The following is a 20,760-nucleotide window of genomic DNA, read 5'->3' as shown; positions in this document are numbered from 1 at the left end:
CGCCCGTGGTCCGGCCACCTGGGGGCCATGGGCGAAGATGGAGCCGTGACCTCGGCTCCCCAGTGCCCGGACGGGCCAACCCCCATGCCCCGGCTCATCGCCACCGACCTCGACGGCACCCTGCTGCGCGACGACAAGTCCGTCTCGCTGCGCACCGTCGCCGCACTCGCCGCCGCCGAGGAGGCCGGCATCGAGGTCTTCTTCGTCACGGGCCGCCCGGCCCGCTGGATGGACGTGGTCAGCGACCACGTCCACGGCCACGGCCTGGCGATCTGCGCGAATGGCGCGGCGGTCGTCGACCTGCATGCCGGAAGGGAATTCGTGCAGGTCAGAGCCCTTCCGCGGACGGCCGCCCTGGCCGTCGTCGATGCCCTGCGGGCCGCGGCACCCGGCACGTCCTTCGCGGTCGAGCTGACGACCGGCATCAACTACGAGCCCACGTACCCGCCGTTCTTCCAGGACCCGGGCGCCAACGTCGCCACCGCCGAGAAGCTGCTGGCGGAGCACACGGACGAGGGCGCCGCGCCTGTGCTCAAGCTCCTCGCGCACCACGCCGAGCTGGCCCCGGACGAGTTCCTGGCCCTCGCCCGGTCCGCTGCCGGTGCTCACGCCTCGATCACGCGCTCCAGCCCGACGGCCCTGCTGGAGATCAGCGGGCATGGTGTCTCCAAGGCGAGCACCCTGGCGGTGTGCTGCGCCGAGCGGGGCATCTCCCCCGCCGAGGTGGTCGCCTTCGGGGACATGCCGAACGACGTGGAGATGCTCCGCTGGGCGGGCACCTCCTACGCGATGGGCAACGCCCACCCGGATGTGATCGCGGCCGCGTCCGGCCGTACGACCGCCAACAACGAGGACGGGGTCGCCGTCGTCATCGAGCGCATCGTGGCCGAACGCCTTGCCCGCCGGCAGGCCGACCGGTCCTAGAGGGCGATCAGCGCCGGCTCGGAGCGGGGGCTCGGAGCGACCTCAGAGCGGGGCCTCCCACACCAGGGTGGTCCCGCCGCCGTCCTCGCCGAGGCCCGGGCCGTAGAAGCTGGAGCCGCCCAGGGACTCGGCTCGCCGGCGCAGGTTCCGCAGCCCGCTTCGCCGTCCGTTCTCGGGGATGCCCACCCCGTCGTCGGCGACCTCCAGCCGGACCCCGGGGCGCCCGTCCGCCAGCGTGACGGTGGAGTCCAGGACCACCTCGATCCGCGACGCGTCGGCGTGCCGGAACGCGTTGGACAGGGCCTCGCGCAGCGCGGCGATCAGGTTCTTTCCCACCAGTTCGCCGACGACCGCGTCGATCGGGCCGAGGAAGCGGTGTGCGGGCTTGAATCCCAACGGCACGGCGGCCATGTTGATCTCCCGCAGCACCCGGGTGCGCAGCCCCGACGGGGCCTCCGCCGGACCCTGCTGGAGGGCGAAGATCGCGGTGCGGATCTCCTGGATCGTCACGTCCAGCTCGTCCACGGCCTTGCCGACCCCGTCGCGGACCTCGGGCACGACGGACCGGCGCTGCGCGCCCTCCAGCATCATCCCGGTGGCGAACAGCCGTTGGATGACCAGGTCGTGCAGGTCCCGGGCGATCCGGTCGCGGTCCTCGAACACGGCGAGCCGCTCCCGGTCGCGCTGTGCCTCGGCCATCATCAGGGCGAGCGCCGCCTGGGAGGCGAACTGCGTGGCCAGGGTCCGCTCGGACTCGCTGAACGGGCGCTCGCCGCGGGCCCGGGGAGTGACCAGCGCGCCCAGCACCCGCCCGCCGCTGTGCAGCGGGAGCATCATGCAGGGCCCGTACTGGCTGGTGAGCTTGCTGATCATGCGGGGGTCCGTGGCGGCGTCGTCGACGAAGACCGCCTCGCCCTGGAGCAGCTTGTCCACGACCGGGCTCTCTGCGGGGATCACCACACCGAGAGAGGCCGCCGCGCTCTCGGCGGAGACGGCGACGACCTCCATCCCGCCCTCCTCGGCGGGGAGCATCACGATCCCGGCGGCCGAGTCGGCCAGGTGGCGGGCCTGTTCGGCCACCACCGTCAGGGCGTCGTCCGCGTCCCCGCCGGAGAGCAGGGCGGTGGTGACGGCCACCGAGCCGTCGATCCAGCGCTCGCGCTGGGTGGCCGCCTCGTACAGGCGGGCGTTGCCGATGGCGATGCCCGCCTCGGTGGCCAGCACGCGGACCATGTGGACGTCGTAGTCGTTGAACTCGCCGCCGCCGTGTTTCTCGGCGAGGTACAGATTGCCGAAGATCTCCCCCTGCACCCGGATCGGGACTCCGAGGAAGGTCTTCATGGGCGGGTGGTGCGGCGGGAATCCGGCCGAGCGCGGATCCTTCGTCAGATCGGCGAGCCGCACGGTGTCGGGGTGCGAGATCAGCGCGCCGAGCAGGCCCCGCTTGCCGTCCGGACGGTGCCCGATCCAGCGGGCCAGCTCGGCGCTGATCCCGTAGGTGACGAAGTCCGAGAGCCCGCGCCCCTCCGTGTCGACGACGCCGATCGCCGCGTACCGGGCGTCCGCGAGTTCGGCGGCGGTCTCGCAGATGCGGTCCAGTGTGGAGTGCAGTTCAAGGCCGGTCCCGACCGACCTCATGGCCTCCAGCAGTTGCGGTACCCGGGCCGTGAGCTCGGTGGACAGGCCTTGCAGACTCCTGGTGGCCTGGGTGGCGGCCTCCAGTGCGTCCGGCGTTCCCGATGACGGATCCGGCGATTCCCGCGATTCCTGCGACTCCTGCGCTGACATGCCCTTGAGACTAGTTAGTCCGCTTTAGTGGGGAAAGTTACGGCAGGGAGAGTCGCGGCTCGGGGAAGCCGGCCGAAGCCGTCCGCTTCCCTCTCCCGCTCCAGCAGTCGGCGCAGAGGTCCTTCGGCCGCCGCCAGCTCCGCGTAGGCACCGCGCTGTACGAGCTCTCCGCGGTCCAGCACCAGTACCTCGTCGACCGCCTCCAGCCCGGCCAGCCGGTGCGTGATCAGCACGGTGGTCCGGCCCTCGGTCGCGGCCAGCAGGTCCGCCGTCAGCGCGTCCGCCGTGGCGAGGTCGAGATGCTCGGCCGGCTCGTCCAGGACCAGGACGGGGAAGTCGGCCAGCAGGGCGCGGGCCAGGGCCAGGCGCTGTCGCTGACCGCCGGAGATCCGCTCGCCGTGCTCGCCGACCAGCGTGTCCAGCCCGTCCGGAAGCCCGTCGGCCCACTCCAGCAGCCGGGCCGCGGCCAGCGCCGCCCGCAGTTCCTCCTCGCTCGCCCCGGTCCGGGCCAGCCGCAGGTTCTCCCGTACCGAGCTGTCGAAGAGGTGCGCGTCCTGGGCGCACAGGCCCACGAACGCCCGGACGTAGTCGCCGTCGAGGGTGCGGGCGTCGGTTCCGCCCAAGGCGTACGTGCCTTCGCGCGGGTCCAGGAATCGGAGCAGGACCTGGGCGAGGGTGGTCTTGCCGGAGCCCGAGGGGCCTACGACCGCGATGCGCCGGCCGGCTTCGAGGGTGAGGTCGAGGCCGCGCAGTGCGTCGCGCTCCTGACCGGGGTGGCGGGCGGTGAGCCCCGTCAGCCGCAGCGGGAAGGGCGAGGCGGGGGCCGCGGCGGGCCGCTCCGGCTCGACCACGGGAACCGGTGCGTCGATGACCTCGTAGACCCGCTCGGCGCTGCGACGCACCCGCTGGCGGTACTGGACGGCGAGCGGAAGGCCGGTGACCGCCTCGAAGGCGGCGAGGGGGGTCAGCACGGCGACCGCCATGGCCACCCCGGACAGCCGTCCGTCGTGGACGGCGTTCGCGGCGGCGGCCGCGGCCGCCACGACCGTCAGCCCGCACACCAGGGCGGACAGTCCGCTGCCCAGGCCGTTCGCGGCCGCGCCCCGGGCGGCGATGCCCGTCAGCAGGCCGTCGCTCTCCCGCGTACGGCGCTTGCGGTCCTCCAGGGCGCCGGCGACGGTCAGCTCCGCGGTACCGGTGAGCAGATCGGCCACCCGGGTGGCGAGCTCGCCCCGGGCGGGGGCGAGCCGTCGCTCGGCACGCCGTGCGCACGCACCGCTGACCAGCGGGACGCCGACGCCGGCGGCGAGCAGGCCGACGGCCAGCACGGCTCCGGCCTCGGGCAACAGCCAGGCGGTGAAGGCGACCGAACCGGTGCCGACCAGGACCGCGGTGCCGACCGGCAGCAGCCAGCGCAGCCAGTAGTCCTGGAGCGCGTCGGCATCGGCCACGAGGCGGGCCAGCAGGTCCCCGCGCCGGTGCTCGCGCAGGCCGGCCGGGGCGATGCGCTCCAACCTCCGGTACACGGAAACCCGCAGGTCGGCGAGCATCCGCAGGACGGCGTCGTGGGAGACGAGCCGCTCGGCGTAGCGGAAGACGGCCCGCCCCATGCCGAAGGCCCGGGTGGCGGTGACGGCCACCATCAGATAGAGCACGGGCGGCTGTTCGGAGGCCCGCGAGATCAGCCAGCCGGACACCGCCATCAGCCCGACGCTGGACCCGACGGCGAGGGCCCCGAGGAACAGCCCGAGCCTGAACCGCCCTTGCCAGGCCCGGGCGGCGGCCCGTACCCGCGCGAGGGGGTGCTGCCCCGCGGCGCCCCTCCACGAGGCCGGGGGCCGCGCCGCTCCCGGCTCTCCTTCCGGCGCACGCTCCGCGCCCGCCGCGGCGTCGGCGTCCGGCCGGGGATCACCCGGGCGAAGCGCGACGGCTTCGGGAAGCGGCGCGCTCGGGGACGGCTCCGCGGGGCGTACCTCCACCACCCGGTCGGCGATGGCCAGGAGCGCCGGGCGGTGCACCACCAGCAGCACGGTGCGGCCCGCCGCCAGCCGTCGTACGGCCTCGACCACGGCCGCCTCGGTCTCGCCGTCCAGCGCCGCCGTCGGCTCGTCCAGCAGCAGGACGGGCCGGTCGGCCAGGAAGGCCCGCGCCAGGGCCAGCCGCTGCCGCTGCCCGGCGGACAGTCCCACGCCGCCCTCGCCCAGCGGGGTCTCCACCCCGCGCGGCAGGGCGGACACGAACTCCCAGGCCCCCGCGTCCCGGAGTGCGGCGGCCACCTCCGCCTCGGAGGCACCCGGCCGGGCCAGCCGTACGTTCTCGGCGATCGTCCCGGCGAACAGGTGCGGCCGCTGCGGCACCCACGCGATCCGTTCCCGCCACTGCGCCGCCGACAGCCCGGCCAGATCGACACCCGCGATCCGTACCCGGCCCGCGGTCGGTGTGACGAACGCCAGCAGCACCTGGAGCAGGGTGGACTTGCCCGCTCCGCTCGGGCCGGTGAGGGCCACGCACTCCCCCGGGTCGACGGTCAGCGAGACGGGCGCGGGCGAGTCCTCGCCCCGGCCCTCGTACCGCACGGCGACCCCGTCGATCTCGATCCGCAGGGGAGTACCGGCGGGCAGAGCGGCCCCGGCCGCCGGGTCCCCGGCAGGGGTCTCCAGTACGTCGAAGATCTCCTCCGCGGCCGCCAGCCCCTCGGCGGCCGCGTGGTACTGCGCGCCTACCTGCCGCAGCGGCAGGTAGGCCTCGGGCGCCAGGATCAGGATGACCAGCCCCGTGTAGAGGTCGAGGCCTCCGTGGACCAGCCGCATGCCGATGGTCACCGCCACCAGCGCCACCGACAGGGTGGCCAGCAGTTCCAGCGCGAAGGAGGAGAGGAAGGCGATGCGCAGGGTCCGCATCGTCGCGCGCCGGTAGTCATCGGTGATCTTGCGGATGGACTCGGCCTGCGCCTTGGCCCGCCCGAAGACCTTCAGTGTGGGAAGTCCGGCCACCACGTCGAGGAAGTGCCCCGACAACCGGGACAGCAGCCGCCACTGGCGTTCCATCCGGGACTGGGTGGCCATGCCGATCAGGACCATGAACAGCGGGATCAAGGGCAGGGTGACCACGATGATGGACGCCGAGACCCAGTCCTCGGTGACGATCCGGGCGAGCACCGCCACGGGTACGACCACCGCGAGGCCGAGCTGGGGCAGGTAGCGGGAGAAGTAGTCGTCGAGCGCGTCCACGCCCCGGGTGGCCAGCGCCACCAGGGATCCCGTCCGCTGCCCGGTGAGCCAGCCGGGCCCCAGGTCCGCGGCCCGTTCCAGCAGCCGGCCGCGCAGTTCCGACTTGACCGCCGCGCCGGCCCGGTGTGCGGCCAGCTCGGTCAGCCAGGCCAGCAGGCCGCGCCCGAGCGCCACTGCCGCGAGCAGCAGCAGTGGCGTCCGGAGCGCTTCGCCGTCCAGCCCCTCCTCGAAGGCGCCGACCACGATCTCGGCGATGAGCATCGCCTGACCGACGACCAGCCCCGCCCCGGCAAGGCCGAGGGCCACCACCGCCCCGAGGAAGAGGCGGGTGGAGCGGGCGTACCGAAGCAGGCGCGGGTCGATCGGTTTCACGTGAAACATCCCCCAGGGCAGGGTCCGGGCGAACGGTCGGGCGTCAGTGCGCGTCGACGATGTGCTGCGTGCCGATGCGCTTGCGGAACACCCAGTACGTCCAGCCCTGGTAGAGCAGGACGAGCGGGGTGGCCACGGCCGCACACCAGGTCATGATCTTCAAGGTGTACGGGCTGGACGAGGCATTGGTGACGGTGAGGCTCCACGCGTCGTCCAGCGAGGACGGCATGACGTTCGGGAAGAGCGTCAGGAAGAGCATCGCGACGGCCGCCGCGATGGTGACCCCGGACAGGGCGAAGGACCAGCCCTCGCGGCCCGCCCGGATGCATCCGAGGGCCCCGACCAGAGCGATCACCGCGATGGCCATCGCGACCAGGCTCTTGGCGTCGCCGCGCGTGAACTGGGTCCAGGTCAGGAAGACCAGGGCCAGTACGGCGGTGGCCACGCCCAGCTGGGTCGCCAGCGTGCGCGAGCGGTCCCGGATGTCACCGACCGTCTTGAGCGAGGTGAAGACCGCGCCGTGGAAGGTGAACAGGGTGAGGGTGACCAGGCCGCCGAGGATCGAATAGGCGTTGAGCAGGTCGAAGAAGGTGCCGACGTACTCCTTGTTCTGGTCGATCTTCACACCGCGCACGATGTTGGCGAAGGCCACGCCCCAGAGGAACGCCGGGATCAGCGAGGTCCAGAAGATCGCGTGTTCCCAGTTGGTCTGCCACGCCTCCTCGTCCCGCTTGTGCCGGTACTCGAAGGCGACACCCCGGATGATCAGGCAGACCAGGATGAGCAGCAGAGGCAGGTAGAAGCCGGAGAAGAGGGTGGCGTACCAGTCGGGGAAGGCGGCGAAGGTCGCCCCGCCCGCGGTGAGCAGCCAGACCTCGTTGCCGTCCCACACGGGCCCGATCGTGTTGATCAGGACCCGCTTCTCCGTGCGGTCGCGGGCGAGCAGCTTGGTCAGTACGCCGACTCCGAAGTCGAAGCCCTCCAGGAAGAAGTAGCCGATCCACAGGACGGCGATGAGTACGAACCAGACGTCGTGAAGTTGCATGGTGTGGTCTCCCCAGCCTCAGTACGAGAAGGCCATCGGCCGGTCGGGGTTCTTGTCGTCCCCGCCGATCTTGGTGGGCGGGTTGAGGTCGGCCTCGGTGAGCTCGGGCGGACCGGCCTTGACGTACTTGACGAGGAGCTTGACCTCGATCACGGCGAGCACGGCGTAGAGCAGCGTGAAGCCGATCATCGAGGTGAGGACCTCGCCCTGGGAGACGTTCGGGGAGACAGCGTCCCGGGTGCGCAGGACTCCGTAGACCACCCAGGGCTGGCGGCCCATCTCGGTGAAGATCCAGCCCCAGGAGTTGGCGATGAGCGGGAAGCCCATCGTCCACAGGGCGACGATCCAGTACAGCTGTCCGAACTTCGGGCTCAGGGCCTTCTTGAAGAGGACCAGGTTCGGCACCTCGTCCTCCGAGGTCCGCAGCCCCGGCGGCAGCATGAACTTCTTGCGGGTCAGCCAGAGCCCCAGCACGCCGACGCCCAGCGAGGCCATGCCGAAGCCGATCATCCAGCGGAAGCCCCAGTAGGCGACCGGGATGTTGGGCCGGTAGTCGCCGGGCCCGAACTTCTCCTGCTCGGACTTGTTGACGTCGTTGATACCCGGGACGAAGGAGGTGAAGTCGTCGTTGGCCAGGAAGGACAGCAGGCCCGGAATCTCTATGGCGACCTTGTTGTGGCCCTTCTCGACGTCGCCGTAGGCGAAGACGGAGAACGGAGCCGGCGCCTCGCCGTCCCAGAGCGCCTCGGCGGCGGCCATCTTCATCGGCTGCTGCTTGAACATGACCTTGCCGAGCAGGTCACCGCTGATGGCGGTGCCCAGCCCCGCGATGATCATGACGACCAGGCCCAGCCGCAGCGAGCTGCGCATCACGGGGATGTGCTTCTTGCGCGCCAGGTGGAAGGCGGCGATGCCGACCATGAAGGCGCCGCCGACCAGGAAGGCGGCCGTGATCGTGTGGAAGAACTGGGTCAGCGCGGTGTTCTGGGTGAGCACGTGCCAGAAGTCGGTGAGCTCGGCCCGGCCCCGCTCCTCGTTGATCCGGTAGCCGACCGGGTGCTGCATCCAGGAATTGGCCGCCAGGATGAAGTAGGCGGACAGGACGGTACCGAGGGAGACCATCCAGATGCAGGCGAGGTGGATCTTCTTCGGGAGCTTGTCCCAGCCGAAGATCCACAGACCGATGAAGGTCGACTCGAAGAAGAAGGCGATCAGCGCTTCGAAGGCCAGCGGGGCCCCGAAGATGTCACCGACGAATCGCGAGTAGTCGGACCAGTTCATGCCGAACTGGAACTCCTGGACGATGCCGGTGACGACACCCATCGCGATATTGATCAAGAAAAGCTTTCCCCAGAACTTTGTGGCCCTGAGGTACTTCTCCTTCTCCGTCCGCACCCACGCGGTCTGCAGGCCGGCGGTGAGCGCAGCCAGCGAGATCGTCAGGGGGACGAAGAGGAAGTGGTAGACGGTGGTAATGCCGAACTGCCAGCGCGCCAATGTCTCAGGCGCCAAAGCTAGGTCCACGTCGTCTTCTCCTTGTCGTCGCCGTGGTCACAGCGGGCAGTCTGCCTGGCGGGTTCCCTCCATAACGGGAGGAAGCAGGACACGCTTGTGAACGCGTTCACATTCACAAGCATTATGGCGCACTCGTTTTCGATCCCTGCAGGCGGGGTCCCCTCTAGCCAAGAAATTCAACAGATTGTTGAATATGGCTCATGAAGATTCGAATCTCCTGGCCCGCGGGCCTGCTCACCGCAACCCTCGACGAGACCCCGACCAGCAAGGCGCTGGCCGCGGCCCTTCCGATCTCCGCATCCGCCAACACCTGGGGTGAGGAGGTCTACTTCGACACCGGCGTTTCCGTGGCCCTGGAGCACGACGCCCAGCAGGTCGTCGAACCCGGCACGGTCGCGTTCTGGACCGAGGGCGACGCGCTCGCGCTGCCCTACGGCCCCACGCCCATCTCGCGCGGAGGCGAGAGCCGCCTGGCGAGCCCCTGCAACGTGCTCGGCTCGTTCGACGGCGACCCCCGCCTGCTGGCCACCGTCCGTGACGGCGACCCCATCCGCGTAGAACTGGTCTGACGACCTACAGCTCCTTGAAGAAGGCCTCCGCCGTGTGCAGGAAGAGGTCGTTCGCCTCGGGCTCACCGATCGTGACCCGCAGGCCCTCACCCGCGAAGGGCCGGACCACCACACCGGCCTTCTCGCAGGCCGCCGCGAACTCGGCGGTCCGCTCCCCCAGCCGCATCCACACGAAGTTCGCCTGGGTGTCCGGAACCGTCCAGCCCTGTGCCAGCAGCGTGTCGTGGACCCGCGCACGCTCGCCTACCAGCGCCCCGACGCGCCCCATCAGCTCGTCCTCGGCCCGCAGCGAGGCCACCGCCGCGTCCTGGGCGAGCTGGCTGACGCCGAAGGGCACCGCCGTCTTGCGCAGCGCCGCGGCCACCGGCTCGTGCGCCACCGCGAAGCCCACGCGCAGACCGGCGAGCCCGTACGCCTTGGAAAACGTACGCAGCACCGCGACGTTCGGGCGCTTGCGGTAGAGCTCGATGCCGTCCGGTACGTCCGTGTCGCGCACGAACTCGCGGTACGCCTCGTCCAGTACCACCAGGACGTCCGAGGGCACCCGGTCCAGGAACCGCTCCAGCTCGGCGCGGCGCACGGCGGTGCCGGTGGGGTTGTTGGGGTTGCAGACGAAGATCAGCCGGGTCCGGTCGGTGATCGCCGCGGCCATGGCGTCCAGGTCGTGCACGTCGCCCTCGGTGAGCGGGACCTGCACGGAGGTCGCACCCGAGATCTGGGTGATGATCGGGTACGCCTCGAAGGAGCGCCAGGCGTAGATCACCTCGTCGCCCGGGCCGGCCGTCGACTGGATCAGCGACTGGGCCACGCCCACCGAGCCGGTGCCGGTGGCGATGTGCTCGACCGGCACTCCGAACCGCTCCGCGAGCTCGTTCACCAGGCCGGTGCAGGCCATGTCCGGGTACCGGTTGAAGGACCCGGCCGCCGAGACTGCGGTCTCCAGCACCCCCGGGAGCGGCGGGTACGGGTTCTCGTTCGAGGACAGCTTGTACGCGACGGGCCCGCCCGCGGCCGCCGGCTTGCCGGGCTTGTATGTGGGAATGCCGTCCAGCTCGGCGCGCAGCTTCGGGCTCTTCTCGGTCACCGCAGGTCCTCCTCGACCATCCCGTCCGACGTCGCCGTCGACTCAATACTGCTCACCTTATGAGGATTCCGCCTTCCCGAGAATGGGGGCGCCTGGAATGCGGGGGAGCGCGCGCATATATGCGCGCGCCGGTGGCCTGCGCCGTGGCGCGCATCCCTCGTGCAGGTGAGTTGAGATCGGTCCGAGACCAGACCGCTTTGGCATGCTTGTACCCGCCGACAAGCGTCCAGACAGCCCCAAGAGCTGAAATTCCTTTGGTTCCAAGGTCATTGGGGGTGGCGAACCATGCAGAATCGTGCCTGTCAACGCGTGCATATGCACACGGACCACCCACCCCGCCGAGCCCTACTATCGGCTCGCCATGACAGCAGCAGGGAAGCATCAGGTGAGCCGGACCGAGACCACCCGGCGGGCCGCCGGCCGACAGGGCCGGGCCGGCATCAGGGACGTGGCCGCCGCGGCGGGCGTCTCCATCACAACCGTCTCCGACGCGCTCAATGGCAAGGGACGGCTGCCCGACGCCACCCGCCGCCACGTTCGCGAGGTCGCCGACCGGCTGGGCTACCGCCCGTCCGCCGCCGCCCGCACCCTCCGTACCGGCAAGTCGGGCCTCATCGGCCTGACCGTGACGACGTACGGGGATGAACCTTTCACCTTCACCGAATTCGCCTACTTCGCCGAGATGGCCAGAGCCGCCACCTCCGCCGCGCTCGCCCGCGGCTACGCCCTCGTCATCCTCCCCGCCACCTCCCGACACGACGTGTGGTCCAACGTCGCCCTCGACGGCACCGTCGTCATCGACCCCTCCGACCACGATCCCGTCGTCACCGAACTGGTCCGCCAGGGCCTGCCCGTGGTCTCCGACGGCCGCCCCGCGGGCTCCCTCCCCGTCACCGCCTGGGTCGACAACGACCACGAGGCCGCCGTACTGGGCCTCCTCGACCACCTCGCGGCCGCCGGCGCCCGCCGCATCGGGCTGCTGACCGGCACCACCACCGACACCTACACCCGGCTCTCCACCACCGCCTACCTCAGCTGGTGCGAGCGCGTCGGCCAGGACCCCGTCTACGAGTCCTACCCCGCCCACGACCCCTGCGCGGGCGCCGTCGCCGCAGACCGGCTCCTCGCCCGCCCCGACCGGCCCGACGCCGTCTACGGACTCTTCGACCCCAACGGCACCGACCTGCTCGCCGCCGCCCGGCGCTACGGCCTGCGCGTCCCCGAGGACCTGCTGCTCGTGTGCTGCAGCGAGTCCACCGTCTACGCCAACACCGAACCGCCCATCACCACGCTCTCCCTCAAACCGCGCCGCATCGGGACCGCCGTGGTCCAGCTGCTCATCGACGCGATCGAGGGCGTGGACACCGGCCGCCCCGTCGAACAGGTGGTCCCGACCGAGCTCATCATCCGCACCTCGTCCCAGCGCAGGCAGCCCCGTACGACCGTCAGTCCGCCCCGGTCCCCGGCACAGGACTGACGCGCCACACCGCCCCACCGGCGGGGCCGTCGGCCCCACCGAGGATTTCAGCAACGCCGATATCGGGAGAAAGCGGCAGGAACGATCGGCTCCGCACAGGATTCACCACCCCTGGTGCGTCACAGAGCGCGAGCCGCATTCCTATGATGGGCGCACGACATCACGGACCCTCCTCCCCGGAGGTCAGGAGGGTCCGCAGGTGTACGGCAGCGCGACGGTGGTGGAGGGGTCGATGACTCAGGGGGCCGGTCAGGGACCCGCGATGCGGACGGACACGCTGCGGGACTTCCGGGTTCCGGTCACCGAACCCGCCCCGCACTCCGTATCCGCCGGGCTTCCCGGTGACGCCCCCGTCTACGGCGAGTACCCCGCGTACTACGAGGAGGGGGCGCCGGCCGTGCCCCCGCAGCCGGGCTACGCGCCGCCCCTGGCGAGTACGGCGCCGCCGACCGAGCCCGGCCTCGGCGAGCCCGAGGACGACCTCGACGGCTACACCCCGACCCAGCGCGACCTGCCCGTCATCGTGCGCGGCGCCCTGGGCGGCCCCGGCGACACCGTCCAGGTCCAGTACGTCCCCCAGGACCCCGCGCCCGGCGGCCCCGGCCCGCTCTACGTGGTCGGCGACGTGCACGGCTACCTCGACGAGCTCGTCACCGAACTCCACGCCCAGGGCCTGATCGACGCGGAGCGCCGCTGGTCCGCCGGGAACGCCCGGCTCTGGTTCCTCGGCGACTTCACCGACCGCGGCCCCGACGGCATCGGCGTCATCGACCTCGTCATGCGGCTCTCCGCCGAGGCCGCCGCCGCCGGCGGCTACTGCAAGGCGCTCATGGGCAACCACGAGCTGCTGCTCATCGGCGCCAAGCGGTTCGGCGACACCCCCGTCTCCTCCGGCGCCGGCACCGCCACCTTCCAGGCCGCCTGGCTCCTCAACGGCGGTCAGCGCACCGACATGGAGCGGCTCCAGGACGTCCACCTCCAGTGGATGTCGCGCCTGGACGCGGCCGTCCTGGAGGAGGGCCACCTGCTGCTCCACTCCGACACCACGGCGTACCTCGACTACGGCGACTCCATCGAGGACGTCAACGACACCATCCACGAGCTGCTCAACCGCAACGACGCCGACATCACCTGGGACCTCTTCCGCAAGTTCACCAAGCGGTTCGCCTTCCGCGACGAGGAGACCGGCCCGCAGGCCGTACGCGAACTGCTCGGCACCTACGGCGGCAGCCGCGTCGTGCACGGACACAGCCCCATCCCGTACCTGCTCGGCGAAGTGGGCACCGAGGACGGCGACGAGGCCCGCGGCCCGGAGGCCGTGGACGGCCCCCACGTCTACGCGGACGGGCTCGCCATCGCGATGGACGGCGGGGTCACGATGGCGGGCAAGCTGCTCGTCGTGCAACTTCCGTTGAACGACTGAGGATTGTCACCAGGGGGGTATTTCCGCAAAGCCCCTGTCAACCTGTGGTGTGGTCGCTCTACCATCGCTCTATCCGTAGCAGGCTCTCCTCCGTTTGTGCCGGCGCCCGGGTCTACGCGGGCAAACCGGCTTCTACGGAGCATCGGGGGATGCACATGACCAGCGCTCCGCACCTGCTGACCGAAGACCGACCCGAGTTCGACCGGCTCCTCGACGAGGCGCTGCGCACCGCACACGAACGGCCGGAACTCGCCGCCCTCGGCGAACGACTGAACTCCGAACAACTGCGCACCATGGCCCTGGGCGCCAGCGCCCTGCTGACGGCCGCGGCCGCCACCGAGTACGACCGCTACGTGAAGCTCCGCGAGGAGCGGCGCGACGAGGCCCTGTCCACACCCGGGACCGCGGCGGTGGAGGGCTACGGCGGTCAGGGCAGCGCCGCCGGCGCCGGAGTCAGCGCCGTGGTCGCGGTCCTCGCGCCCGTCCTGGCGGGCACCGCCATGCTGATCTTCCTGCTGGTGGGCTACATCCTGAAGATGATCGAGCCCGAACCGGCCTTCGCCGAGACCATGCTGACGGCGGGCTGGCTCTTCGGCGGGCTCACCGCGGCCGCCCTGCTCTGCGCGGTGGTGGGGCTGCTGGTGACGGCCGTACGCAACAGCGCGACCGAGGTGGTGGCCGCGGACGAGGACGGGGCGATACCCGACGACGTCGCACAGGCCCGGGAGGCCTGGCGGCACGCCCTGCTGGAGCGCGGGATCATGCCGTTCCTGCGGGACGCCCTCGCCGATCCGAACGCGGGTCCGGCCCTGCCGCCCCCGCGCGGACGCGGGGGCCGGATGCCCCACCTGGGGTACACCCCACCGGATTTCACCAGCCCGGGATCCCCCTCCGGACCCCGGCCCGGCTACACGCCGCCGGACTTCACGAGCCCGGACTTCGGCGGCCCGGAACACCGGCCGGACTGACGGACCGGGAACGGCGGTCCGCCGGGTCCGACCGGCTGTCGTACTCCGTGCGTCAGTCGGCCAGCGGCAGGTAGACGCGGTTGCCGGAGGCGGCGAACTCGGCGGACTTCTCCGCCATGCCCGCCTGGATCTCCTCGGCCTTCAGGTCACCGCCGTGCTCACGGCGGATGTCCTGCGAGATCTTCATCGAGCAGAACTTCGGACCGCACATGGAGCAGAAGTGCGCGGTCTTGGCCGGCTCGGCGGGCAGGGTCTCGTCGTGGAACTCACGGGCCGTGTCCGGGTCGAGGGCCAGGTTGAACTGGTCCTCCCAGCGGAACTCGAACCGCGCGTCCGACAGCGCGTCGTCCCACTCCTGGGCGCCGGGGTGCCCCTTGGCCAGGTCCGCGGCGTGCGCCGAGATCTTGTACGTGATGACGCCGGTCTTGACGTCGTCCTTGTTCGGCAGGCCCAGGTGCTCCTTGGGCGTGACGTAGCAGAGCATCGCGGTGCCCCACCAGGCGATCATCGCGGCGCCGATGCCCGAGGTGATGTGGTCGTACGCGGGAGCGACGTCCGTGGTGAGCGGTCCGAGCGTGTAGAACGGCGCCTCCTCGCAGATCTCCTGCTGGAGGTCGATGTTCTCCTTGATCTTGTGCATCGGGACGTGGCCCGGGCCCTCGATCATGGTCTGGACGTTGTGGCGCTTGGCGATCGTGTTCAGCTCGCCCAGCGTCTTGAGCTCGGCGAACTGAGCCGCGTCGTTGGCGTCCGCGATGGAGCCGGGGCGCAGGCCGTCACCCAGCGAGTACGTGACGTCGTACGTCGCCAGGATCTCGCAGAGCTCCTCGAAGTTCGTGTAGAGGAAGTTCTCCTTGTGGTGCGCGAGGCACCACGCGGCCATGATCGACCCGCCGCGCGAGACGATGCCGGTCTTGCGGCGGGCGGTGAGCGGGACGTACGGCAGCAGCACGCCGGCGTGGACCGTCATGTAGTCGACGCCCTGCTCGGCCTGCTCGATGACCGTGTCCTTGTAGATCTCCCAGGTCAGGTCCTCGGCCTTGCCGTCGACCTTCTCCAGCGCCTGGTAGAGCGGGACGGTGCCGATCGGGACGGGGGAGTTGCGCAGCACCCACTCACGGGTGGTGTGGATGTTGCGGCCGGTGGAGAGGTCCATGACCGTGTCCGCGCCCCAGCGGGTCGCCCAGGTCATCTTCTCCACCTCCTCCTCGATGGAGGAGGTGACGGCGGAGTTGCCGATGTTGGCGTTGACCTTCACCAGGAACTTCTTGCCGATGATCATCGGCTCGATCTCCGGGTGGTTCACGTTCGCCGGGAGCACCGCGCGGCCCGCGGCGATCTCCTCGCGGACGACCTCGGGGGAGACGTTCTCGCGGATCGCGACGTACTCCATCTCCGGGGTGATCTCGCCCCGGCGGGCGTACGCGAGCTGCGTGACGGCGGCGCCGCCACGGCCCCGGCGGGGCTGGCGGGGACGGCCCGGGAAGACCGCGTCGAGGTTCTTGAGCCCACCGCGCGGCGAGGTGTGCTTGATCCCGTCGTCCTCGGGGCGCACGGGACGGCCCGCGTACTCCTCGGTGTCGCCGCGACCGATGATCCAGTTCTCGCGCAGCGGCGCGAGGCCACGGCGGACGTCGGTCTCGATCTGGGGGTCGGTGTACGGCCCGGACGTGTCGTAGAGCGTGACGTCCTTGCCGTTGGTGAGGTGGACCTGGCGGACCGGCACCCGGATGTCGGGGCGGGAGCCCGCCACGTACCCCTTGTGCCAGCCCGGCTGGCGCTCGGTCTGGCCGTCGGCGTTCTGGCTGACGGCAGGCGTGCGTGCGTCCTGAATGGTCATGAGACCTGATCTCCCTACGCCGGCATTACCCGGTAACAGGTTCGGCGGTCGACGCAGCCTCTTCCCGTACGCATTACTTGCGCGTACGGTGATCAGCGCCCTCTCAGCCCGGTGCTCCGAGCTCCCGCGTTGTGCAAAGGTGCCCCCACGCTAGCGTCATCTATGGCGTGCTGAACAGTGGGCCCCCTCAACTCTTGCGATGATCTGCCGGTGACGCCCTCGCCGCAGCCCCCCACCGAGCCCGATGACCACACCGGCCACACAGGCCACGAGCACCCAGGTCACGGGCACAGCCACGCGCACGGACACGGACACGGCCATGGCCCGGCGGCCCCCGTCTCGAAGCACCTGCGCAAGGTCATCGCGGCCGTACTGATCCCCTTCGCCGCCGCCGTCTTCATCGGCATGGCGGTGCTCTGGCCGGGCGGCGCCCCCGCCCACGAGCGCACGGGGGTCGGCTTCGACCGGCAGACACAGCAGGGGACGGTCGTCTCGCTGGAACGTGTCGATTGCAAATCTGTGAACGTCTCGCAGGTACCGCCCACCGGCGACACGTCCACTCCCGAGGGGCGCGAGGCCCTGGCCGCGCAGACCGGCGAGTGCAAGAAGGCCACCGTCAAGGTCGGCACCGGACCGGACAAGGGCCGCACCTTCGTGGAGATCGTCCAACCCGGCGCGCCACGGCAGTTGGCGAAGGACCAGGAGGTGGTGGTCGCGTACGCGCCGGACGCCCCCCGGGACCTCCAGTACTCGGTGATCGACGTGAACCGCAAGTTCCCGATGGCGCTCCTGGCCGGCATCTTCGCCGTCGCGGTCGTCGTCGTCGGCCGGATGCGGGGGCTGTTCGCACTGATCGCACTGGTCGTCAGCTTCGGCGTACTGACGCTCTTCATCCTCCCGGCCATCCTGCAGGGTTCGAACCCGCTGGTCGTGGCGGTCATCGGCGCGAGCGCCATCATGCTCATCGCCCTGTACATGTGCCACGGCCTGACCGCCCGCACCTCGGTCGCCGTCCTCGGCACGCTCGTCTCGCTGCTGCTGATCGGGCTGCTGGGCTCGCTGTTCATCGGCTGGGCTTTCCTCAGCGGCAACACTGACGACAACACCGGGCTGATCCACGGGCTGTACCCGGACATCGACATGAGCGGTTTGCTGCTCGCGGGTGTGATCATCGGTTCGCTGGGCGTGCTCGACGATGTGACGGTCACCCAGACGTCGGCGGTCTGGGAACTCCACCAGGCCGACCCCTCGATGGGGCCGCGCGGGCTCTACAGGGCGGCCATCCGGATCGGCCGCGACCACATCGCGTCGGTGGTCAACACGCTGGTACTGGCCTACGCGGGTGCGGCACTGCCCCTGCTTCTGCTGTTCTCGATCGCGAACAGCAGCATGGGTTCCGTGGCCAACAGCGAGCTGGTGGCGGAGGAGATCGTACGGACGCTCGTGGGCTCGATCGGGCTGGTCGCCTCGGTTCCGGTGACGACGGCGCTGGCCGCGCTGGTCGTGTCCGCCGACCGGCCGGGATCCCCGGCCGCAGCTCCGGCCTCGGGACCGGTCCGCGGCGGCCGGGGCCGGCGGCGCAAGCGCTGAAGGACGTTCCGAAGGGTGGGGACGGCGGGGCGCTGCTGGTCAGATCGTGCGCGGTGCCGGCCCGTGAGGGGGCGGGACGTGGCGCTCAGCGCGTCGGCACGCTGAGCCGGTCGTCCGTGGTGCGGTGGTGCTGCGGTGCTGTGGTGCTGTGGTGCTGTGGTGCTGTGGTGTCGCGGTACTTCAGCCCGCGTTCTGCTCGTTCTGCCGGGATTCGGCCAGGATCTTGCCGAGCGCCTCGTCGAGGTTCTCCTCGAAGTCGCCGAGGTTGCGCTCCTGGCCGAGCGGAACGAGCCGGTCGGTCCGGTCGAGGAACGCGACGAGCGGAGCCGCACTGGCGCGGAACAGGGCCCGGTCGCCACCGACCTGGAGACGGATGTGGACATCGGACAGTTCCTCGGGATCGGTGGGGGCGATGTGCACATCGCCGTCACCGCACGGCTTGTTGATGCCGTCGAGGAGGAGTTCCCGGCCGAACGCCCAGGTCACGGGCGCGTCTCCGGGAAGGTGGAAGGTCAGGCGGACTGCGTAGGGGTCACGAGCGTCGTACCGGAGTTCCACCGGAATCCGGAACGAGAGCTCCTCGGAAACGAGGAAGCTCATCATGACCTCTGCCTGTACCGACTCGCGCATTGCCTACCCCGCTGTAGTGGAAGTGGCCAGGAATGATCCCCCAAGGCCCTCTTGACAAGAGTGGTGGAAGCGCTAGCAGATCACAAGGAGTGAGTTTTCAGATACTGATAGAGAACGAGAGGGTGCTCAACAGCGCGCCTACTTCACTCCGTAGCCGATCGACCGCATACAGCAATCGGTCTTCCTGGTGCGCGGGAAGAGAAATCGCCATGGTTGCGGCGGTATCACCTGCGGTGATGGGGATGGCGGCGCAGACTGTGCCAAGGGCATATTCCTGGCGTTCGGTTACTGGCTGCATCCGCTCGAGGGATCCGATCCGCTGCTCCAGGGCCCGCATGTCCCGCACGGTATAAGGGGTGATGGCCTCGACCGGATGACGGTCGTAGTATTCCCTGCGCGCCTTCTCGTCGAGCTGGCCCAGCAGGCACTGCCCGATGGCGTGCGCGTGACCGGTCTCGCGGAAGTCGGCCCACTCCTCGCAGGCCGGGTTGGCCGGGGTGTCCGAGACGCCCACGACCTCGATCTCACCCTCGCGGTAGACCGCGAAGTAGACGGGGGCCCCGACCGCGTCGCGGAAGTGCGCGAGAGAGTCGAGAATCATGCTGCGACGTTTCTGCTGGAGTCCTCCGCCGGCGAGCCGACCGGCTGCGTCACCCAGCACGAACACTCCGCTCTCCCGACGCAGATAGCCCTCGTGCGTCAGAGTGCGCAGCAGGTGGTACGCGGTGGGGAGCGGGAGCCCGGCCTCTCGTGCCAGCTGTTTCGCCGGGGCTCCCTCGCTATGGGACCCCACGGCTTCGAGCAGCCTCAGCGCCCGCTGCACCGATCCGATCAGAGTCGGCACACCGGCGTTGTGAACCGATGACAAAGCTCACCCCCAGGCGTGGCGGCAGACCTTGCGGGGCCCGCCCTGCGGGGGCCGCCCCCGCGTGTGCCGTCGCTCCTGGGGGTCGTGTTCGGCGGCTGGTGTGCGTGACCGCGGGTCAGAGCGGTCCGAAACCGACTTTCGGTGCCCAGGGAACGGCACAGATTGCCACTCTATCCGCCGATTCCCGGGCTGTGAGCGGTTTCGGGCGTCACGTTCCCCCGCCTGGCCCAATCACGGAACCACCCGGTCCGAATCCTCTACCACTCACCGGAGGAGGACTTCGAAGCCCCGCCGGCCACCTTCTTCACGACGAAGATCAGGCCGCCGACGAGTCCGACGAAGAGCAGCACCTTGAAGACGAACCCGATCAGGGCGCCCAGGATGCTGGTGATCACACCGCCGAAGACGAACAGTGCCAGCAGCGGAACGGCCACCCACTTCACCCACCAGGGCATGCCCGCGAATATCTCTCGGATGCCGTCCATGTCCTCGACCTCTTCCTGGTCATCGTCGTCGTCAGCTCTGTGACTTCCTGCTCTCGATGCTAGGAGTCCGCGGTCTCGGACGGGGACCCGCGAGCCCCCGGAGTCCCCTGATCCACCCCCTAGGGGGATCAGGGGACCGACCCTCAGCCGGCCGGGCCGCTCAGCCCTCCGGCGGGGAGAACACCACCAGCACCCGCAGGTCCTCGCTGATGTGGTGGAACCTGTGCGGCACCCCCGCCGGTACGTAGACCACGCTGCCCCGCGCCACCGTGGTCGTCTCCTCCCCGACCGTGATCGAGGCCCGGCCGCTCACGACGAAGTACACCTCGTCCTGGCGGTGCGGCTGCTGGGGATCGCTCTGGCCGGCGTCGAGCGCGTACAGCCCCACCGACATGTTCCGCTCTCGCAGGAACTGCAGATAGGCGCCCTCATTGGCGGCCCGCTCCGCTTCGAGCTCGTCAAGCCGGAAGGCTTTCATCGTCCTTGTGCCCCTTGTACTCGATCGTGCCCTCGCATCCGCTGATCTGCGGATGTCCCACCGGGATCTTCTCTGCCACGATCAGACACATGACGAATTTCGTAGTCAAGACGCTCGCCAACGCGGCAGCCCTCGCCGTCGCCATCTGGTTGCTCGCCGGCATCACCCTGGACGACGGCAGCAGCATGGGCCGCCGGACGCTGACCCTGATCCTGGTCGCCCTGGTGTTCGGCCTGGTCAACTTCATCGTCAAGCCCGTGGTGAAGCTGCTCTCGCTGCCGCTGTTCATCCTCACCCTCGGCCTGTTCACGCTCGTCGTGAACGCCCTGATGCTGCTGCTGACCTCGTGGCTGGCCAAGCAGCTCGACCTCAGCTTCCACGTCGACGGCTTCTGGACCGCGGTCGTCGGCGGCCTGATCATCTCCATCGTCTCCTGGGCCGTGAACATGGTCCTGCCCGACAAGAACTGAACGG

General features: G+C 70.2%; 17 protein-coding genes and 1 riboswitch. Of the genes, 7 read left to right on the top strand and 10 right to left on the bottom strand.

The annotated features are described in order from the left end of the window. Positions 1-27 precede the first annotated feature (27 nt). A complete protein-coding gene (locus ACGFYU_RS14470; protein ID WP_393827613.1) occupies positions 28-924 on the top strand; it encodes a Cof-type HAD-IIB family hydrolase in 897 nt (298 codons plus the stop codon). A gap of 42 nt (positions 925-966) precedes the next feature. On the opposite strand, the gene ACGFYU_RS14465 is transcribed toward ACGFYU_RS14470, so the two are convergent. Genes ACGFYU_RS14465 through ACGFYU_RS14450 form a run of 4 tightly spaced genes read right to left on the bottom strand, consistent with a single transcriptional unit; the run spans position 967 to position 8,883 of the window. Then, positions 967-2,712, bottom strand: coding sequence for a GAF domain-containing sensor histidine kinase (locus ACGFYU_RS14465; RefSeq protein ID WP_393827612.1), 1,746 nt, complete (start codon positions 2,710-2,712; stop codon positions 967-969). Between the two features lie 14 nt (positions 2,713-2,726). Further along, on the bottom strand, positions 2,727-6,314 hold the full coding sequence (gene cydD / locus ACGFYU_RS14460; protein WP_393827611.1) for a thiol reductant ABC exporter subunit CydD: 3,588 nt from the start codon (positions 6,312-6,314) through the stop codon (positions 2,727-2,729). 43 nt (positions 6,315-6,357) lie between these two features. Next, complete coding sequence (cydB, locus tag ACGFYU_RS14455) at positions 6,358-7,359, bottom strand: cytochrome d ubiquinol oxidase subunit II (RefSeq protein ID WP_393827610.1); 1,002 nt, start codon at positions 7,357-7,359, stop codon at positions 6,358-6,360. Positions 7,360-7,377: 18 nt separating this feature from the next. Then, the gene (locus tag ACGFYU_RS14450; protein ID WP_393827609.1) at positions 7,378-8,883 is read right to left on the bottom strand and encodes a cytochrome ubiquinol oxidase subunit I; all 1,506 of its coding nucleotides are present in this window, start codon (positions 8,881-8,883) and stop codon (positions 7,378-7,380) included. A 191-nt stretch (positions 8,884-9,074) separates the two neighbouring features. On the opposite strand from ACGFYU_RS14450, the gene ACGFYU_RS14445 reads away from it, so the two are divergent. After that, positions 9,075-9,443, top strand: coding sequence for a cyclophilin-like fold protein (locus ACGFYU_RS14445; protein WP_393827608.1), 369 nt, complete (start codon positions 9,075-9,077; stop codon positions 9,441-9,443). Positions 9,444-9,447: 4 nt separating this feature from the next. On the opposite strand, the gene hisC is transcribed toward ACGFYU_RS14445, so the two are convergent. Beyond that, the gene (gene hisC, locus ACGFYU_RS14440) at positions 9,448-10,527 is read right to left on the bottom strand and encodes a histidinol-phosphate transaminase (protein ID WP_393827607.1); all 1,080 of its coding nucleotides are present in this window, start codon (positions 10,525-10,527) and stop codon (positions 9,448-9,450) included. 361 nt (positions 10,528-10,888) lie between these two features. On the opposite strand from hisC, the gene ACGFYU_RS14435 reads away from it, so the two are divergent. From ACGFYU_RS14435 to ACGFYU_RS14425, 3 genes are all read left to right on the top strand, one after another. Next, positions 10,889-12,004, top strand: a complete 1,116-nt coding sequence (locus ACGFYU_RS14435; RefSeq protein ID WP_215013179.1) for a LacI family DNA-binding transcriptional regulator — start codon at positions 10,889-10,891, stop codon at positions 12,002-12,004. A gap of 232 nt (positions 12,005-12,236) precedes the next feature. Next, positions 12,237-13,427, top strand: coding sequence for a metallophosphoesterase (locus tag ACGFYU_RS14430; RefSeq protein ID WP_393827606.1), 1,191 nt, complete (start codon positions 12,237-12,239; stop codon positions 13,425-13,427). A gap of 149 nt (positions 13,428-13,576) precedes the next feature. Further along, positions 13,577-14,395, top strand: coding sequence for a hypothetical protein (locus ACGFYU_RS14425; protein WP_393827605.1), 819 nt, complete (start codon positions 13,577-13,579; stop codon positions 14,393-14,395). Positions 14,396-14,447: 52 nt separating this feature from the next. On the opposite strand, the gene thiC is transcribed toward ACGFYU_RS14425, so the two are convergent. After that, positions 14,448-16,235, bottom strand: coding sequence for a phosphomethylpyrimidine synthase ThiC (gene thiC, locus ACGFYU_RS14420; protein WP_393827604.1), 1,788 nt, complete (start codon positions 16,233-16,235; stop codon positions 14,448-14,450). Then, a riboswitch (TPP riboswitch) is annotated at positions 16,230-16,373 on the bottom strand. It overlaps the preceding gene by 6 nt. Before the next feature lie 72 nt (positions 16,374-16,445). On the opposite strand from thiC, the gene ACGFYU_RS14415 reads away from it, so the two are divergent. Then, positions 16,446-17,825 (top strand): YibE/F family protein, encoded by a 1,380-nt coding sequence (locus tag ACGFYU_RS14415; protein ID WP_393827603.1) that lies wholly within the window; start codon positions 16,446-16,448, stop codon positions 17,823-17,825. 180 nt (positions 17,826-18,005) lie between these two features. On the opposite strand, the gene ACGFYU_RS14410 is transcribed toward ACGFYU_RS14415, so the two are convergent. The 4 genes from ACGFYU_RS14410 to ACGFYU_RS14395 form a co-directional block, all read right to left on the bottom strand. Next, the gene (locus ACGFYU_RS14410; protein ID WP_393827602.1) at positions 18,006-18,455 is read right to left on the bottom strand and encodes an SsgA family sporulation/cell division regulator; all 450 of its coding nucleotides are present in this window, start codon (positions 18,453-18,455) and stop codon (positions 18,006-18,008) included. Positions 18,456-18,552: 97 nt separating this feature from the next. Beyond that, positions 18,553-19,290, bottom strand: coding sequence for an IclR family transcriptional regulator (locus tag ACGFYU_RS14405; RefSeq protein WP_393827774.1), 738 nt, complete (start codon positions 19,288-19,290; stop codon positions 18,553-18,555). 290 nt (positions 19,291-19,580) lie between these two features. After that, positions 19,581-19,808 carry a DUF5326 family protein gene (locus tag ACGFYU_RS14400; RefSeq protein WP_393827601.1) on the bottom strand — a complete coding sequence of 76 codons (228 nt, stop codon included), beginning with the start codon at positions 19,806-19,808 and terminating at the stop codon, positions 19,581-19,583. A gap of 160 nt (positions 19,809-19,968) precedes the next feature. After that, a complete protein-coding gene (locus ACGFYU_RS14395) occupies positions 19,969-20,286 on the bottom strand; it encodes a cupin domain-containing protein (RefSeq protein ID WP_393827600.1) in 318 nt (105 codons plus the stop codon). Between the two features lie 89 nt (positions 20,287-20,375). Here ACGFYU_RS14395 and ACGFYU_RS14390 point away from each other — a divergent pair, with 89 nt between their 5' ends. Then, on the top strand, positions 20,376-20,756 hold the full coding sequence (locus ACGFYU_RS14390; RefSeq protein ID WP_393827599.1) for a phage holin family protein: 381 nt from the start codon (positions 20,376-20,378) through the stop codon (positions 20,754-20,756). The last annotated feature ends 4 nt before the right edge of the window (positions 20,757-20,760 follow it).

The sequence above is a fragment of the Streptomyces sp. NPDC048337 genome, from assembly GCF_043201175.1.
GTDB lineage: Bacteria > Actinomycetota > Actinomycetes > Streptomycetales > Streptomycetaceae > Streptomyces.
This window is presented reverse-complemented; position numbering and strand designations above follow the sequence as displayed.

Bases quoted from the DNA above. Each gene is read 5' to 3' on its own strand.
- ACGFYU_RS14470 (WP_393827613.1), top strand. From the start codon at position 28: ATGGGCGAAGATGGAGCCGTGACCTCGGCTCCCCAGTGCCCGGACGGG.
- ACGFYU_RS14465 (WP_393827612.1), bottom strand. From the start codon at position 2,712: ATGTCAGCGCAGGAGTCGCAGGAATCGCGGGAATCGCCGGATCCGTCA.
- cydB (WP_393827610.1), bottom strand. From the start codon at position 7,359: ATGCAACTTCACGACGTCTGGTTCGTACTCATCGCCGTCCTGTGGATC.
- ACGFYU_RS14445 (WP_393827608.1), top strand. From the start codon at position 9,075: ATGAAGATTCGAATCTCCTGGCCCGCGGGCCTGCTCACCGCAACCCTC.
- ACGFYU_RS14435 (WP_215013179.1), top strand. From the start codon at position 10,889: ATGACAGCAGCAGGGAAGCATCAGGTGAGCCGGACCGAGACCACCCGG.
- ACGFYU_RS14430 (WP_393827606.1), top strand. From the start codon at position 12,237: ATGACTCAGGGGGCCGGTCAGGGACCCGCGATGCGGACGGACACGCTG.
- ACGFYU_RS14425 (WP_393827605.1), top strand. From the start codon at position 13,577: ATGCACATGACCAGCGCTCCGCACCTGCTGACCGAAGACCGACCCGAG.
- thiC (WP_393827604.1), bottom strand. From the start codon at position 16,235: ATGACCATTCAGGACGCACGCACGCCTGCCGTCAGCCAGAACGCCGAC.
- ACGFYU_RS14410 (WP_393827602.1), bottom strand. From the start codon at position 18,455: ATGCGCGAGTCGGTACAGGCAGAGGTCATGATGAGCTTCCTCGTTTCC.
- ACGFYU_RS14400 (WP_393827601.1), bottom strand. From the start codon at position 19,808: ATGGACGGCATCCGAGAGATATTCGCGGGCATGCCCTGGTGGGTGAAG.
- ACGFYU_RS14395 (WP_393827600.1), bottom strand. From the start codon at position 20,286: ATGAAAGCCTTCCGGCTTGACGAGCTCGAAGCGGAGCGGGCCGCCAAT.
- ACGFYU_RS14390 (WP_393827599.1), top strand. From the start codon at position 20,376: ATGACGAATTTCGTAGTCAAGACGCTCGCCAACGCGGCAGCCCTCGCC.